Source organism: Acidocella sp. (assembly GCF_050253495.1).
Lineage (GTDB): Bacteria > Pseudomonadota > Alphaproteobacteria > Acetobacterales > Acetobacteraceae > Acidocella.
The window spans coordinates 23,808-40,211 of record NZ_JBFWIX010000020.1 but is presented as its reverse complement, the minus strand read 5'-3'; the positions used below and the strand labels follow the sequence as shown (position 1 = coordinate 40,211).

At 58.2% G+C, this 16,404-nt stretch carries 16 protein-coding genes and 1 pseudogene; 11 read left to right on the top strand and 6 right to left on the bottom strand.

The features are described 5' to 3' along the window. The first annotated feature begins 144 nt into the window (after positions 1-144). Entirely contained in the window at positions 145-789 is a 645-nt protein-coding gene (locus tag AB7D48_RS13765; RefSeq protein ID WP_427980160.1) for a TetR/AcrR family transcriptional regulator, read from the top strand. A gap of 509 nt (positions 790-1,298) precedes the next feature. Here AB7D48_RS13765 and AB7D48_RS13760 read toward each other — a convergent pair. The 3 genes from AB7D48_RS13760 to AB7D48_RS13750 all read right to left on the bottom strand — a co-directional run bounded on the left by AB7D48_RS13760 (position 1,299) and on the right by AB7D48_RS13750 (position 3,954). Continuing rightward, on the bottom strand, positions 1,299-1,964 hold the full coding sequence (locus tag AB7D48_RS13760; protein WP_427980158.1) for a 3-oxoacid CoA-transferase subunit B: 666 nt from the start codon (positions 1,962-1,964) through the stop codon (positions 1,299-1,301). Next, a complete protein-coding gene (locus tag AB7D48_RS13755) occupies positions 1,965-2,660 on the bottom strand; it encodes a CoA transferase subunit A (RefSeq protein WP_427980156.1) in 696 nt (231 codons plus the stop codon). A gap of 115 nt (positions 2,661-2,775) precedes the next feature. Next, entirely contained in the window at positions 2,776-3,954 is a 1,179-nt protein-coding gene (locus AB7D48_RS13750) for an acetyl-CoA C-acetyltransferase (RefSeq protein WP_427980155.1), read from the bottom strand. A 479-nt stretch (positions 3,955-4,433) separates the two neighbouring features. Here AB7D48_RS13750 and AB7D48_RS13745 point away from each other — a divergent pair, with 479 nt between their 5' ends. The 4 genes from AB7D48_RS13745 to AB7D48_RS13730 all read left to right on the top strand — a co-directional run bounded on the left by AB7D48_RS13745 (position 4,434) and on the right by AB7D48_RS13730 (position 8,261). Further along, complete coding sequence (locus AB7D48_RS13745; RefSeq protein ID WP_427980153.1) at positions 4,434-5,654, top strand: thiolase family protein; 1,221 nt, start codon at positions 4,434-4,436, stop codon at positions 5,652-5,654. 1 nt (position 5,655) lies between these two features. Next, the gene (locus AB7D48_RS13740) at positions 5,656-6,069 is read left to right on the top strand and encodes a Zn-ribbon domain-containing OB-fold protein (RefSeq protein WP_427980151.1); all 414 of its coding nucleotides are present in this window, start codon (positions 5,656-5,658) and stop codon (positions 6,067-6,069) included. A 26-nt stretch (positions 6,070-6,095) separates the two neighbouring features. Continuing rightward, positions 6,096-6,575: a MaoC family dehydratase gene (locus AB7D48_RS13735; protein WP_427980149.1), complete on the top strand. Its 480-nt coding sequence runs from the start codon at positions 6,096-6,098 to the stop codon at positions 6,573-6,575. A 339-nt stretch (positions 6,576-6,914) separates the two neighbouring features. Beyond that, on the top strand, positions 6,915-8,261 hold the full coding sequence (locus AB7D48_RS13730) for a short-chain fatty acid transporter (RefSeq protein WP_427980147.1): 1,347 nt from the start codon (positions 6,915-6,917) through the stop codon (positions 8,259-8,261). An 11-nt stretch (positions 8,262-8,272) separates the two neighbouring features. Here the strand turns inward: AB7D48_RS13730 and AB7D48_RS13725 are convergent, their stop codons facing one another. Beyond that, positions 8,273-9,106: a hypothetical protein gene (locus tag AB7D48_RS13725; protein ID WP_427980144.1), complete on the bottom strand. Its 834-nt coding sequence runs from the start codon at positions 9,104-9,106 to the stop codon at positions 8,273-8,275. A 228-nt stretch (positions 9,107-9,334) separates the two neighbouring features. Here AB7D48_RS13725 and AB7D48_RS13720 point away from each other — a divergent pair. Beyond that, positions 9,335-10,496, top strand: a pseudogene (locus AB7D48_RS13720) (IS5 family transposase). 115 nt (positions 10,497-10,611) lie between these two features. Here AB7D48_RS13720 and scpB read toward each other — a convergent pair. Further along, on the bottom strand, positions 10,612-11,409 hold the full coding sequence (scpB, locus tag AB7D48_RS13715; RefSeq protein ID WP_427980142.1) for a methylmalonyl-CoA decarboxylase: 798 nt from the start codon (positions 11,407-11,409) through the stop codon (positions 10,612-10,614). A 183-nt stretch (positions 11,410-11,592) separates the two neighbouring features. Continuing rightward, a complete protein-coding gene (locus tag AB7D48_RS13710; protein WP_427980139.1) occupies positions 11,593-12,501 on the bottom strand; it encodes a LysR family transcriptional regulator in 909 nt (302 codons plus the stop codon). Positions 12,502-12,609: 108 nt separating this feature from the next. On the opposite strand from AB7D48_RS13710, the gene AB7D48_RS13705 reads away from it, so the two are divergent. The 5 genes from AB7D48_RS13705 (at position 12,610) to hypD (ending at position 16,401) form a co-directional block, all read left to right on the top strand. Next, positions 12,610-13,308, top strand: coding sequence for a pirin family protein (locus tag AB7D48_RS13705; protein WP_427980137.1), 699 nt, complete (start codon positions 12,610-12,612; stop codon positions 13,306-13,308). Between the two features lie 24 nt (positions 13,309-13,332). Continuing rightward, positions 13,333-13,758, top strand: a complete 426-nt coding sequence (locus AB7D48_RS13700; protein WP_427980134.1) for a DoxX family protein — start codon at positions 13,333-13,335, stop codon at positions 13,756-13,758. 49 nt (positions 13,759-13,807) lie between these two features. After that, positions 13,808-14,986, top strand: a complete 1,179-nt coding sequence (locus AB7D48_RS13695; protein WP_427980133.1) for an acyltransferase family protein — start codon at positions 13,808-13,810, stop codon at positions 14,984-14,986. A 63-nt stretch (positions 14,987-15,049) separates the two neighbouring features. Then, the gene (locus tag AB7D48_RS13690; protein ID WP_427980131.1) at positions 15,050-15,304 is read left to right on the top strand and encodes a HypC/HybG/HupF family hydrogenase formation chaperone; all 255 of its coding nucleotides are present in this window, start codon (positions 15,050-15,052) and stop codon (positions 15,302-15,304) included. After that, a complete protein-coding gene (hypD, locus tag AB7D48_RS13685) occupies positions 15,301-16,401 on the top strand; it encodes a hydrogenase formation protein HypD (protein ID WP_427980128.1) in 1,101 nt (366 codons plus the stop codon). The genes AB7D48_RS13690 and hypD overlap by 4 nt, the downstream gene beginning before the upstream one ends. Positions 16,402-16,404 lie beyond the last annotated feature (3 nt).

Here is a 16,404-nt window from a genome sequence, read left to right as displayed (position 1 = left end):
TTGACTATATATACCAAATATACCGACCGATCTTCATATTAAATATGACAGTCTGATCGGTACAGTAGAATTGACCACCACAGCTTGTCAACGCCCCGTTCTCAGGCTCTTGTGTGGATAGTTGCGATTATGAAGGATTCGACCATGGCCGACTTGCATAAACAACCCTCCCCCCTGCCAATGCAGGAAGATACGCCACAGCGATCCCGGATTCGCGCGATCTCCGCAGCCCTGTTCGCGGAAAAAGGCTATAACGCGGTCGGAATTTCGGAGATCGGCGAAGCGGTTGGGCTGGCGCGGGGCGCGCTGTACCATCACATCGGCAGCAAAGAAGAATTACTCTATAACATAGTTATTCGCTATATTAGCGATCTGGTCGAATCAGGCCGGACGATTAGCGATGACATGCCAGACCCCGTACCACGAATCCGGCTACTGAGTCGTCACCTCATGCGAGTGATCGGCGCGCATATCAACGAGATGACCGTGTGCTTCCGGGAGGTCAATTGCTTGACCGGAGAGCGCCATGACGTGGTTTCACAACTTCATGCGGAATACCAGCAGATTTGGGCGCAAGCGATCGAAGACGGGGTGAGTAAAGGTGTCTTCCGGCCACTCCCATCTGTCGCACTCAAAGGCGTCTTGGGGATGTACTTCTATTCATTCCTCTGGCTGGACCCCAGCGGTCGTCATCGCCCCGAAGAGATCGCGGACATCTTCAGCGACCTCGTATTTCAGGGCGTTGCGGCCACGGCCAAAACGCGAAGAAACCGGAACAATTCAAGCTAGAGGCGAATTCAAGCCCAACTTTATATCCGGCCATGCCATACCATACGTGGCGCGTTTATGCACCACATCTATGCTGACCAAAGGCGCATTCCGCAAGGGGAACGCGCCTTTGACGGCTGCCTTCTATCCTGACGAGCACTCGAAGAAACGATCTTGAATACTCCCTCAGGGAAACTCTGAGCCATGCGATTTCATCTTGATTTAATAATGATCTTCACATCTCTATTGGTGACCACATACTTCTCGACTTTATAACCTTGTAGTTCTACAATATCGAGCAGAATGGCAACTGGCCAACGCGTTGACGAGCCTCCGCACAGGATCCATGCATTCCGTTTCCCCTTTACACTCCCGCGATGTGGAGACATTTACACGCTGGCTGCCCCTCAGCATGGTAACGTGATTACGGACATAGGTCTGCGGCTCCTCGGTATACGGAACACAATGTCACTGAATGGCTGACATATGTTGAGGCATCCAAGTTTCTTTCTTATTAAATCGAATGAAATTCAGGATCCGTAATCTGGTTCGTTCGTGAATTCCACCTCGTACTTAGCTTCGGTGAGAGACGCGACTTGCGCGGCATCAATGCCTGGAGCTAATTCGACTAATGTAAATGGCTGTTGCCGAGTCTCACGCTTAAATACCGCTAAATCCGTTATGATCATGTCAACAACGTTTATACCGGTTAGCGGCAGGCTGCACTGCTTGCGGAACTTGGCGCTTCCGTCCTTGGCGCTATGCTCCATCAGAACAATAACCCGCTTGACGCCGGCAACAAGATCCATGGCGCCCCCAGGCCCCTTCACAACCCGTCCTGGCACCATCCAGTTGGCCAGGTCACCATTCTCTGACACCTCCATCGCTCCGAGAATTGACAACTGGATATGCCCGCCGCGGATCATTCCAAAACTATCCGCTGAGGACACATAACTGGTGCGGTCGAGTTCAGTGATTGTCTGCTTGCCGGCATTGATAATGTCAGGATCGAGATCGGCTTCGGCTGGGAAGGGCCCCAACCCAAGTATTCCGTTCTCTGACTGGAGTGTGACATCGACCCCCGGCGGGATGAAGTTACTGACCAGAGTTGGAATACCGATGCCGAGATTTACATAAAATCCATCGCCAATCTCTCGAGTGGCACGTGCAGCCATCTCATCTCTTGTCCAAGCCATTTATGCCGCCTCCTTCCGGACCGTCTTCTTCTCGATTCGTTTCTCATTGTGTGTTGCGAGGATCATGCGATCCACAAAGATGCCTGGTGTATGAACATGATCGGGATCGATAGCCCCAGCTTCCACGAACCGTTCGACCTCTACCAGTGTTATGCGGCCGCAGGCCGCCGCCATGGGGTTGAAGTTTCTAGCAGCCTTTCGATAGACAAGGTTACCGTATGGATCCGCTTTCCAAGCCTTAACAATCGCCAGATCGGCTACGAGCCCTGTCTCAAGTAGGTATTTCTCGCCATTGAATTCGCGGACTTCCTTATTCTCCGCAAGAGGTGTTCCTACTCCGGTTTTTGTATAGAATCCCGCTATACCGGCACCACCTGCCCTCATACGTTCGGCAAGCGTTCCTTGTGGGTTGAATTCGATCTCCAATTCTCCGGAGATGTATTGGCGTTCGAACTCCTTGTTTTCACCCACATAAGAGCTGATCATTTTGGATATCTGGCGCTTGTTCATCAGCTTACCTAGACCAAATCCATCGATGCCCGCATTATTGGAAATCACGGTCAGGTCTTTCACGCCATCTTCTTCAAGTGCCGCGATCAACGTCTCCGGGATTCCACAAAGACCAAACCCACCAGCGACAATCGTCATTCCATCGAACAAGACACCACGAAGAGCATTGACAGCTGAGTCGTACATTTTTTTTGGCATATACTTCCCCCTTGGACTTTATTAGAGGCGCGACACCACGCCCGTTTATCAGCACCTCAAAACTTGAAGGATATAGGTAATACACAACATTTCGACTGTACGCTTATCTTTCCAGACAAATCGAAACCCCCATCCCACCGCCGATGCACATGGAAGCCAAGCCACGCTTGGCATCCCGCCGCGCCATTTCATGAACCAACGTCACGACAATACGGCATCCGGAAGCCGCAAGTGGATGCCCGAAAGCAATTGCGCCTCCATTCACGTTGATAGTGGTCGGATCCCAGTCCATCTCACGAATAACCGCCAGTGATTGCGCCGCAAAAGCTTCATTGAGTTCGATGAGATCCAAATCTTGCGCTTCCCAGGCAGCCTTGGAGAGGCATTTACGGGACGCAGGAACCGGGCCAAGCCCCATAATGCTGGGATCCACTCCTCCTGTTGCATAAGCCTTGATTGCGGCCAAGGGTGTCAGACCGTAAGCTTCTGCGCGACGGCGGGTCATGACCATAACGGCGGCCGCACCATCGTTCAGTCCAGATGAATTACCGGCAGTCACTGTTCCACCTTCCTTGAAAACCGGCTTGAGAGACGAAAGTTTTTCGATGGTTATATCTGGTCTTGGTGACTCGTCCTCGACAACACGAAATTTTTCTCTTTTATGCTGAACTTCCACCGGAACGATTTCAGTATCGATACGACCAGCCATTATCGCGTCTGCGGCCTTACGCTGCGACGCTAACGCAAACTCATCTTGCTCATCACGCCGGATCTGAAAATTCTGAACAAGATTCTCAGCCGTAACACCCATATGGTAGTCGTTGAAAACATCCCATAACCCATCGACCGTCATCGCCTCGCGCACTTTCATTGGCCCAACGCCATAAGGCGCTCGATCGCGCGGTAACAGATACGGAGCTTGGCTCATACTATCCTGACCACCAGCAATGACGATTTCCGCATCCCCACACCGGATTGCCTGCGCGGCAAGATGCAACGACTTTTGCCCGGCACCGCAAACCTGGTTGATCGTCATCGCGCCGACTTCGTTAGGCAACCCCGCGCCCAACGCGGCTTGACGAGCTGGGTTTTGGCCACAGCCGGCCGTCAGCACTTGCCCCATGATAACTTCGGATATCTCTCCGGCCGGCACTCCTGTTTCAGCGAGCAGCGCACGAACAACCCGTGCCCCGAGACTAGAAGCAGACTCTCGAGCCAGCGCACCGCCGAGGCGCCCGACCGGCGTTCTTTTTGCAGCAACGATTACAATGTCGTCGACCATGTTTCTTACCTTCTTGTCGTTTGTCCCACTCGAAATAAAAACCGATCTTAAGTTGTCCCTAGATACGAACTTTTAAAATTCCTTGTTCTTGACTTCAAAACCGACCGAGTATCTGTCCATTGTTCTTGCGATCCATCTTTTCGTGTTCACGCTGCCTCCCAGCGGCATCCACACAATTCATCAGGGAAGTCGCCCCCCGATCACCGGCATCACGCCTCTGCTTGGAGTATAAACGGATTTCCGAACCAACGAATGAATACGTTAACATGCGCTGTTATATCCCATAGAGACTAAACGGTATTCATATATAGACAGACCAATCGGTACAGGATATATAACACTTATGGTGCCGTTGGAAAGCCCCAGGGAAAAAATATGAGAAACGCCAAAAACACGAGAAATGCTTACGGCAGAAGAGGACGGCCAGATATATGGTTCGCTGGATCCCTTAATTGGCCAATATCCTACATTGAAAAGCCATGCCGAACCATAAGCCAAGCAAGAATAGCGTCCATATCGTGCTTAAAAACGACCAAGGTAGCCTCATGAAGCGCCCTGCGGGAGCCATCGCCGGCATAGGTGAATTGCACCCAGTGCGGCGTACGAACGGAGAAACAACGCTAGGCATGATCGCGCGCGTTTCGAAGCTTGCAATCGAGGATTCGGGACTGGAGATTGGAGCAATTGACGGATTGCTCGTTGGCCCTCAGGTCGGCGAAACACCTCAGCATGTTCCAGCAACAATCGCCGAGTATCTTGGAATGACACCACGCATGTCGAATGTCGTGGATCTTGGCGGGGCATCGGGGCCCGGCATGATCTGGCGGGCCTGCGCCGCAATCGAAGCTGGTATGGCCGATGCCGTGCTTTGTGTTCTTGCAAACACACGTGAAGCGACGCCAGCCCGTTCACCCAACCGAAATCCGATCCGGGAGTTTGACGTACCGTTTGGCGCGTCTGGAGCCAATACATCCTATGCCTTCTTCATGCAGAGGCACATGGCGGAATTCGGTTCCCGACCGGAAGATTTTGCTAATATTGCCGCCTGGGCAAGGCGCAATGCCCAAAGCAATCCAGATGCCATTTTCTACGGCAAGCCGGCAACTGTTGAGGACGTACTTACGTCACCAATGATCACGGCGCCTTTGCATCTGTTCGAAATGGTAATGCCCGTGGCTGGTGGAGCGGCGGTTGTCGTCGTCAGTGAAAAACGTGCCGCTCAGCTAAACCATCCGCCGGTGCATGTCATCGGCGCCGGTGAAATGATCACGCACCGCGCGGTTAGTCAGGCGCGCTCCCTCACATCAGGTCCTCTAAAGGCTGCCATGGCGCAAGCCTTTCGGCAGGCTGGTGTCAGTCCGCAATCGATGCATCTACTATCTCTATATGACTGCTACACTTGTGTCGTCGCAATCACGCTCGAGGATGCCGGGCTCTGTCCTCCTGGTGGCTTTGCGGAGTTACTAAAGGGGCGCGATCTCTCTTACCTCGGCGATCTTCCGATCAATACGCATGGCGGCCAGCTTGGATGCGGGCAGGCAGATCTCGCCGGTGGCATGTCTCACACAATCGAAGCGGTACGTCAGCTTCGTCATGAGGCAAACGGCCGTCAAATTCCGAAAGCCACGCTTGCTCTAGTCACTGGCAATGGCGCGACACTAAGCGAAGCAGTGGCTCTTGTTCTTGAAGGGAGGAGATAAGATGCACTTTGAGACGCTGGACGTACCGGGGCCAACTTACACGCCGGTAACAGCACACTTCTGGGAAGCGATCGCACAGGGTCGGTTTGAATTGCAACTTTGTCAGGGCTGCGGTCATCGAATTTTCTACCCCCGGGCTATATGTCCTCACTGCTGGTCGGAGGATCTGGCTTGGGAGCCCGCGCAACCAACCGGAGAACTCGAAACTTTCTCCATCGTTCATCGTCCTGGGCATCCGGCCTGGGAGGGTATAGCACCTTATGTCGTTGGCATTATCAGCCTAACTGATGGCCCGCATATGCTTAGCCATATCCTTTTCAAGTCGGTGAACGAGGCACGAGTTGGCATAGCTCTAAAGATGCAACCAACACTCATCGGCAAAACCGTTCTGCCCTGTTTTGTTCCCATTGAATGATCTAAAAACGCCTTACTTTTAGAATTATGCAGAACGTATTAAAACTGGAGAAAATTATGTCAGGTTGGAATGGTGTAATCAAAGGGATGCCTCATGTCGGTGCCACCGCGGAGCGGAGCCGCACTGTATCGGGGCGGGACATTGAGTTGTTTACCGAGATGACCGGAGACAAGAACCCCCTGCACTATAATCGAAAGCTGGCCGAAGCATCCGTTTTTGGCGGCTTGATCGTGCAGGGCGGGGTCACATCCGGAATATTGAATGCGCTCGTCGCCGAGGACTTGCCAGGACCGGGGTCCGTGTTTCTTGGCGTCGAATGGAAATTCAGCAAGGCGGTCCTGGTCGGTGACACGATTACCGGCCGCGTCAAAGTCACGAGCGTTCGCGAAGATAAACCGATATGCACAATTGAAACATTCGTGAGGAATCAGAAAGGAGAGGTCTGTCTGAGCGGCAAGGCTACAACATACACGCTTCCTCTGTCTTCAATCCACTCACCTGGATGAAATTGATCCATATGCGACGACGGTCCAATCAGGACCATGTTTTAGATCGATTTGAAAGTGCCCCTCAGGAGTATGATTGTTACCCAGATACCACAGAGAAATATGCCGACTGATCGGTTTTAAGGCTGAGCCGCTTGGCTCGCTCTTAAAACCCTAATGTCAATCTCACACAACATTTTCCAAAACAACGGAAAACGTCTTTTCTTAAGCCTCCCTAAAAACAAACAACGAACAACAACAAAGAAAAAGGCAGCCTCATTGCTTTCGCTACAACCAACATCTCTGAATTTTGCACGGGCTGCATGATATTTTTAGCGGAAACGCTTTCACTAACACGGGATGGAAACAATGTTACAGAGAGCTACGCGCGTTTGCGTCAAATATGCCGAAAGCTATGTACCGGATCCTTATCTCTATGCCGTTATATTGACATTTATTACAGCGATCGCGGCCGAGATTTTGACAAAGAGCGGGCCTATTGCCATTGTCAACTCATGGTATCATGGGCTTTTCTCAATATTGGCCTTTTCCATGCAGATGGCCCTCGTCTTATTGAGTGGAATGACCCTTGCCTCCGCACCTGCCATCAGAAAGTTGTTAGTTCAACTTGCTTCTTTTCCTGAAAGCCAATTTGGCGCGGCGGTACTTGTATTTTTGGTTTCCGCCTTATGCTCCTGGTTGAATTGGGGCTTCGGTCTTGTCATCGGTACACTCATTGCTCGTGAAATCGCCAAGCGGCTTAAGAATATCGATTTTGGTTTTCTTGTTGCATCTGCCTACATGGGATGGATGGTGTGGTCATCAGGTTTATCGAGTTCTATCGCATTGGCAACCGCGACTCCCGGAAGCGCTCTTAACATCATTCAAAAAATAACCGGAGAAGTTCCGGGTCTCAGTCAAACAATCTTTGCCGCGTATAACTTGGTCCCAACCGTGCTCTTTATCGTGATTATGCCTATCGCCTTGTACTTCATGGCGCCGAAACCCGAGCACATGAAAACGATCGATCCAGAGGTTCTTATCCGTCAAGATGAGATTGAAAAAAGCAGCGATAGCAGGATCACCTTCGCCACGATTCTAGAGAACTCGTGGTTGATCATAGTCGTACTATTCCTTATGGGGCTTGCATATGAAGCCAATCGCCTGATAACAACCGGCCTCTCACTCGACATTAATGACATCATTTTTTATGCTACATGGCTTGGGTTGATTTTACACTGGCGTCCCATCCACTATGTTCGCGCCTTTAATAAGTCCGCAACCACCGTCGGCCCAATCATCTTGCAATATCCAATCTATGGCGGAATCATGGGCATGATGGTTGGAACGGGTCTGGCCGGTGTCATCGCTCAATCTTTCGTTGCTATATCTGGGCAACATACGCTACCATTCTGGGCGTTTTTGTCTTCAAACATCATTAGCATTTTCGTACCATCCGGCGGCGGTCATTGGGCAGTACAAGGGCCGTTTATTGTCCCCGCAGCGGTCAAACTGCACGCTCAGACACCTATGACGGCTATGGCCACGGCTATGGGCGAACAAGTCGCCGATATGATCCAGCCGTTCTGGACATTGCCTGTCCTCGCCATCGCAGGCCTCGGGATTAAGGACATCATGGGATACTGCATGATAACTTTTCTGATCGGTTTCTGCGTATATGGGGGCGCGTTGTTGTTTTTTGGATAAGGTCAATACTATCATAAACGCGCTCTGCCCTGGGCTACCCCCCGAAATTCGGACACTCCGGGTTCAAAGTACCTTTGCCGTCGCTTTGCACCAGGGCGATGATCCAGGTGCGAAGAAAATCCCTGTCCTCTTCGGTTGTTCTGGAGGCCGCGGAGCGGGGCCATGCCTGACGCCTCGCCACGGCGCAGTTCGAGATAGGTGCCCTCAGCGGCCCGAACCAACAGCTCGCCACCCCGGTCCTCGATTTCGGCGAGACTATCCCCGTAAACGGTCAGGGAGAGGTGGTGAACGCCCATCACGAACTCGTTGGAGGCCAGCGCATCGGCGGCCTCGCTCAGCCCTTCGATCTGGCTTGCGGCCTTGTCCTGGTCGCTCACCATCTGGGCCGATTTGAGCGCCAGCCTGTCCTGCGCCTGGGCACGGGTGGTAAAGGCGAAGCTCTGGGCCAACACCAGGGGAAACGGGGCGGACAGGAGCGTGTTCAACATGCCGGGGCGTGTCCGGGCCGGGTATTCCCGGAACGAGAAAACGGTGCCGAATATACTCTTCTCGGGTGCCCTGATCTCAATGCCCCGCCGGCCGCAGATCACGCGGTCAGTATAGATCGAATCCCCCATATGGCCCGAGACGATTGGGACAGGGAGATAGCGCCCGGTGACGACCAACCGGAGCGTCTCGGCCACCTCCGAGAACATGATCCCGTCTCGTTCATAGACAGCATGACGGTATAGACCAAACCCCTCCATGCCATTGGCCAGGATCAACCATTGATCCTCCAACTCCCGCGCAAGGCCATCAGCAACTTCCAGGAAACCGCGTCGAAGCCGTGACCAAATCTTGCCCACGCCGGTTCCCAGTGGGCTGCGTGGGGCAACAATGAGGGCCACATAGTAATCGTTGCGGTAGGGTCGGTCTTTAAGGACTGTCTTGGAGTAGGTTTCGTCGAGTGCTGCCGCAAACCTGGAGCGGAAATCTCTCCTTCGCCCCATGGTCTCGTCGAGATGGCGGACCAGATAAGTGTGGATGGTGATGTTGTCGTCGGCTGAAAAACTCCGGCCTGGACGGAGTTGGCGATGGGCGGATCGGACGAGGTTACAGGATCACTGTTCAGCTACGTCGATCTCGAGGAGCGGATCCCGGCGGGGCATCCGTTGCGCAAGATCAGATCCGTCGTCAACGATGCGCTGCGTTCGCTGGATGCTGAGTTCGACCGGCTCTACGCCGGTGAGGGCCGTCCCTCCATCGCACCGGAACGGCTGATCAGGGCCAGCCTGCTTCAGATCCTCTATTCGATCCGCTCCGAGCGGCAGCTTATGGAACAGATGGATTACAACCTGCTGTTCCGTTGGTTCGCGGGACTGGGCACGGCGATGCGGTCTGGGTCCCGACGGTGTTCACGAAGAACCGCGATCGGTTGCTGACGACGGACATGTCCCGCAAGATCATGGCCGCCATTCTGGCGCATCGAGAGGTGGCGCCGCTGCTGTCCGACGATCACTTCTCGGTTGATGGCACGCTGGTGAAGGCTTGGGCCTCAATGAAGAGCTTCCAGCCGAAGATCAATGAGGCGCCCGCCGGTGACGACGATCCGGGTGATCCGTCAGATGAGCGTATATCGCCGACATCCTCCCCTGACCAATCCACCGCCGAGCCCGAACCGATGCCCCGCCGAAGACAACGCGGTCGCAACGGCGAAGTCGATTTCCGTGGTGAAAGGCGCTCCAACGCGACCCATGCGTCGATGACCGATCCGGCGGCCCGGCTGTTCAAGAAGTCTCCTGGCGCCGGGGCCATACTGTGCTTCATGGGTCATAGCCTGATGGAGAACCGCTCTGGCATGATCGTGCAGGCCGACCTGACGCAGGCGGATGGCCACGCCGAACGCCGTGCCGCCATCGACATGCTCCACCGCCACTCTCCCGGATCGACCCGGCGCCTGACCCTGGCTGCGGATCGCGGCTACGACAGCGCCGACTTCGTCGCCGAGCGGCGCCAGATGGTCGTCACGCCGCATGTCGCGCAGAAATCTCGGCAGACGGCAGAACCACCCCGCACATAGGCTACGCCAAATCCCAGCGGCGCCGGAAGAAGATCGAGGAGCCCTTCGGCTGGGCCAAGACCGTCGGCGGCATGGCACAGACCCTGTATCGCGGCATCGAGCGCGTGCGCGCCCGCTTCACGCTGACAATGGCGGCCTACAATCTGGCGAGGCTGCCGAAACTGCTCGCGGCCTGAAGAGGGAAGCCGCCGCCAGGACTGCCTGCCCATGATCCAACCCCACCCACCAGCCTCGTAAAGCGAAACCGTTCCTAACAGCAGCCTTTTTCAGCACCCTGTTAGACGCGCCGGGCTATTCCCCCGTGAAGCGCGCGGCCCGGCGCTGGGAGAAAGCCGCCAGCCCTTCCTCCATATCGCTGCCCGCGCAAGCGGCCCGGCGCAATTCGGCGATCTGTTCCATCGCCTCCACCGGCACGGGGCGCATATCCTCCAGAACCCGCAACTGCTCCTTCACCGCCCGCACCGCGAGCGGCGCCTTGGCGGCGATGCCCCGCGCGATGTCCAGCGCCGCCGCCTCAAGCGCCTCGCTTTCCACCAGCCGGTTGACCACGCCAAAATGCAAGGCCCGCCCGGCATCCAACGGCGCGGCGCAGAAAAACATCTCCTTGAGCACGTGGATGGGCAGATTGCCGAAAAAGCGCAGCAGCCCGCTCGTCGAATAAGGCAGGCCGATATTGGCGGGCGTCATGGTGAAACAGGCGCTCATATCCGCGACGACCAGATCGCAGCTCATCGCCAGATCCACCGCCCCGCCCCAGACCGTGCCCGACACCATCGCGATGACCACCCCCGGATAGGCGCGCACGCGGCGCAAGACCCGTTCCAGCGGCCTGCCCCAGGCGAGCGGGTCGCGTTCCTCGGAGAACTCCCCCAGATCATGGCCGGAACTCCAGACCGTCTCGCCAATGCCGCTGCCCAATATGACAACCGGCACCCGCCGCGCGGCCAGCTCAGCCAGGCGTGCCTCCAACCCTTCCAACACCGCCGCGCTGAGCGCGTGGCGGCGGGCGCGATTGCGGAAAACCACCTTGCCGATACGCTCCTCGATCAACTCGGCGGTCACGCCGACAGCCTCGGCGGCGGCGCTCACCGGTCACCCGCCATGATATTTGGCATCATTTCCTGTCTCCTCCCGGCCGTTGCAACAACACCGTGCAACCGTGCCATTTCGTATGCAATTCGCGCTAAAATCACACATCTTGTATAAAATAGCAACTCAACCACCTTCCGCCGCGAGTGCCCGGCCGCCCTTATTGCCCCCCTCATTGCCCGCCTAGCGCGACCAGGGTGGCCGCGCGAAACACCCGGCCAGATAATCCAGCAGGACCTTCACGCGCGCCGGGCGCAACACGCTGGGCGGCGTGAGCAGATTGAGCGCGATGGGAGAAATCCCCCATTCCGGCAACACCTCGACCAACCGTCCCGCCGCCAGCTCGCGCCAGACCATGAATTCCGGCTGCACCGCCATGCCCAGCCCCGCCAGCAACGCCGGCGTCAGCACCTCGGCATTATCCACCCGCAACCGGCCATGGACAGCCACGCTCTGCTCCTCCTCGCGCGGATGCGTGAAGCGCCACAGCCCCGGCGACGCCGCGTTGGTGTAAATGAGCCAATCATGGTGCTGCAATTCAGCCGGATGCGCGGGCTGGCCCAGCCGCGCCAGATAGGCCGGCGCGGCCACCAGCAGCCGGCGCACCTCGCACAGGCGTCGTCCGCGCAAGGAAGATTCCGCCAGCGCCGCGATCCGCAGTGCCATGTCGAACCCCTCCGCCACCAGATCGACCCGCGCATCGTTCAGCCGCAAATCGATCTCGACCTCGGGATAGCGTTCCAGAAAGCGCGGCAATACCGGCGCCACATGCAGCACGCCGAAAGACATCGGGGCCGCCACGCGCACCAGCCCGCGCGGCACCGCCGACCATGAGGCCGTCCGCGCCTCCGCCTCCTCGCCCGCCGTCAAAATCCGCCCAGCCTGCTCGCGCGCCAGGCGGCCGGCCTCGGTCAAGGACAACCTGCGGGAATTGCGATGGAACAGCGCCGCGCCCAGCCGCCGCTCAAGCCGGGCCACGGCCTTGGAAACAGTGGGGGTGGAAAGCTCCAGCTCCGCCGCCGCGCGGGCAAAGCCCCCCGTCTCCGCGACTTTGGCGAAAATCGCCCAGGCTTCGAAATCAGGCAGCTTCATGAAAAATCCGGAAACGATATTTTTCTATCATTTCTGTTTCGTTCAATCAACGCCCCCCTTATCTCCTGCCCATCAAACGGCCGCGACGGCCATCTCGGGAGATTTCAAATGATCGAGCTTCGCCCTTTCAACCGCCTCGGCGGCGCCAACCATGGCTGGTTGGACGCCAAGCACCATTTTTCCTTCGCCAGTTATCACGACCCCGCGCGCATGGGCTGGGGGGCGCTGCGGGTCTGGAACGACGACACCATCGCACCCGGCACCGGCTTTCCGCCGCATCCGCACCAGGACATGGAAATCATCACCTATATCCGCAAAGGCGCGATCACCCACCAGGACCATCTGGGCAATACCGGCCGCACACAAGCCGGGGATGTCCAGGTGATGTCCGCGGGCAGAGGCATCATTCACAGCGAATATAACCGCGAGGATGAAGCAACCCAGCTTTTCCAGATCTGGATTTTGCCGGACGGGCGCGGCCACACCCCAAGCTGGGGCACCAAACCCTTCCCGCGGGCCGAGCGCAGCGGGCGCTTCGTGGTGCTGGCATCCGGTTTCGGCACGGATGGCGAGGCCCTGCCCATCAACGCCAATGCCCGGCTGCTGGGGGCAACGCTGAACAAGGGCGATACGCTGGAATACCGGCTGGATACCGGGCGGTTCGGCTATCTCGTGCCCGCCAGCGGCCAGCTGGACATCTCCGGCCAGCGGGTGAACGCGCGCGACGGCGCCGCCCTCAAGGATACCGGCCTCCTGAAGATCACCGCCCTGGAGGACAGCGAAATCGTCCTCGCCGACATTTCCTGACCCACCGCGCAAGGATTCAAAACCATGTCTCCCGTCTCGACGCAAAAACATGCCGACACGCTGATCCTCGCCGCCCGGATTCTGCTGATGGCCCTGTTCCTGATCTTCGGCTGGCAGAAACTGACCCATTTCGGCTTCACCATCGGCTATATGGCGCATACGGGCGCGCCAATGCCGACCCTCGCCGCGCTGATCTCGACGGTGATGGAGCTGGGGGTCGGCCTCGCCCTGCTGAGCGGCGCCTTCACCCGCCCGCTGGCCCCGCTGATGTGCCTCTATACGCTTGGCACCGGGCTGATCGGGCATCATTACTGGACCATGAGCGGCATGGAGCGGTTTGAAAACGAGATCAATTTCTACAAAAATCTCAGCATCATGGGCGGATTGCTGCTGCTCAGCCTGACCGGCGCGGGGCGCTATTCCATCGACCGGCTGCTGCACCGGGCCTGACCGCCGGCATTTCTCAAAATTGCCATGAAGTGCGGGCATCCAGGATCCGATGAACCAGATGCCCGCCCCCTCCTCCAGCCAGGCCGCTCCGCAAGGCGCCATCCTCGACGACCGGATCACCCCCGTCGGGAAGGAAGAGATCGGCGCCTTGACGGGCGTGCGCGGCGTCGCCGCCATGCTGGTGGTCGTGTATCACATCTACCCGTTCAGCGACTTCCCCTGGGGGCTGCGCCAGATCGTCGCCCGCGGGTATCTGTCGGTGGATGTGTTCTTCGTGCTCAGCGGCTTCGTGATGGCGCTGAATTATGGGAACATGTTCAAGGCGGGGACCACCGCGACCGGCTTTCGCACGTTCCTGCTGCGCCGCCTGGCGCGGCTCTACCCGCTTTACATCGTGTTTCTGGGGCTACGCGTCGGTTATTCGCTCATCGTCCATGGCAGCCTGCATGTGAAGGATTACTGGTTCGCGGTCGATCTGGCGCATCCGCTGCGCTCACTGCTCGCCAACGCGGCCATGATCCAAAGCTGGGGGATCGCCCAGGCCATCACCAACCCCACATGGTCCATCAGCGTCGAATGGGGGGCTTATTTCGTCTTTCCCTTCATTGCCGCCAGAATTTTATATGGCCGGACCTGGCAGGCCGTGTTCGCCGCCGCCGCCGCCGCCGCGCTGGTGGCGCTGGTGCCCGTGCTGACAGCCACCGATGGCGGTGGCCATAACGGCCCGCTCGACGCATATGACGGGCGAACCCTGGTGCCGATGCTCCGCTGCCTGGGCGGGTTCACGCTGGGGCTGGCAACCTACCGGCTTTACCGCTGGGCGCCGGCGCGGCAGCTGGCGGCGTCCTGGCTTGGCTGGCTGGTTTGCGCCTACCTGCTGGCGGGAATTCTGCTGCATTGGTGCGACCTCGCCATCTATGCCGGATTTCCACCGCTGATCCTGGCCCTGGCCTGCAATCGCGGCCGGCTGGGGCGGCTGTTCGCCTGGAAACCCATCTTCCAGGCGGGGGTGCTCTCTTATGCCATCTACGTGATTCACAATCCGTGGATCGGCCTCTTCCATTGGTCCCGGCTGGTTCTTCCGGACTATATGCCGCATTGGCTGGCCGAGACAGCGATCGCCAGCGGCCTCGCCTTGTCGATTTTCGGCGCGGCCCTCATCCTGCATCATCTGGTGGAAGTGCCTGGGCGTCGCTGGGTGCGGCATCTGGCCCGGGGCGCGGCATGAAGGCGCCCACCCCGAAACAGGCGGAAAATTCCACCCATCGCCCTGCGCTCCCTTGCATCGGCCATGCCGTGCTGGTTACGTAACGCCATGTGCCTTGCCATTCCCATGCAGATCCTGTCGATCGACGGCTTCAACGCCGAATGCGAGGCCAAGGGTGTGCGCCGCGTCGTCAGCCTGTTCATGATCGGCGAGAACGAGGTGGCGGTGGGCGACCATGTGATGGTGCATGTCGGTTACGCGCTGCGGAAAATGACGCCGGAGGAAGCGCGGACGAGCTGGGACCTGTTCGACGAAATTGTCGCCGCGTCCGGGCAATGAACGAGGATCTTTCCACCGCCCGGCAATGGCTGGCGCGCATCGCGGCGTTGCCGCTGCGCGAGCCGGTCAAGGTGATGAATGTCTGCGGCGGGCATGAGCGCAGCTTGGCCATGCTGGGGCTGCGCGCCGTGCTGCCGGACATGGTCAAGCTGATCCCCGGCCCCGGCTGCCCCGTCTGCGTCTGCCCCGAGGAGGATCTGGCCGACGCCATCGGCCTCGCCTTGTCCGGCCAGGCCACGCTCGCGGCTTTTGGAGACATGCTGCGCGTGCCCATCAACGCCCCGAAAGGGGAGATCCGCTCCCTGGCCGAGGCGCGCGCCGCCGGGGCGGATATACAGCCGGTGAGTTCCCCGCAGGAGGTCCTCGCCCTGGCCAAGGCCGCCCCGGACCGGCCCGTGGTGTTTTTCGCCGCCGGGTTCGAGACCACAACCGCCCCCGTGGCCGCCATGCTGGCGCAGAGTGTGCCGGAAAATCTTTCCGTGCTGCTGGCCGCCCGACTGACCTGGCCGGCGGTGGACATGCTGCTGAACACGGATGCCACGGCGCTGGACGCGCTGATCGCCCCTGGCCATGTCGCGGCGGTGATGGGCGCTCGGGAATGGGGCTTCATCCCCGAAACATATCATCTGCCGGTGGCCGTCGCGGGGTTCTCCGGCAATTCGCTGCTGGCGGCACTCTATTCCGTGCTGCGGCAGAAGCTGGAGAACAGGCCCTTCCTCGATAATTGCTACGCCGAGCTGGTCCAGCCCGAGGGCAATCCGCGCGCCAAGGCGCTGCTGGCGGAGGTGATGCAGGTTGAGGACGCAACCTGGCGCGGCATCGGCACCATCCCCGCCTCCGGCTTCGCCCTGCGCGGGGCTTGGCGGCGCTTCGACGCGCGGGCGCGCTTCAACCTGGCCGCCCTGCCCCGCCGCCATGCCGGCGGCATGCCGCCGGGCTGCGATTGCGCCGCCGTGGTGCTGGGCCGCAAACAGCCGGATCAATGCCGCCTTTACGGCCGTGCCTGCACACCGCGCGCGCCGGTGGGTCCCTGCATGGTCTCCGACGAGGGCGCCTGCCATATCTGGTGGCAAGCGGGCTTGCGCGCCGCGGCCTGAGCC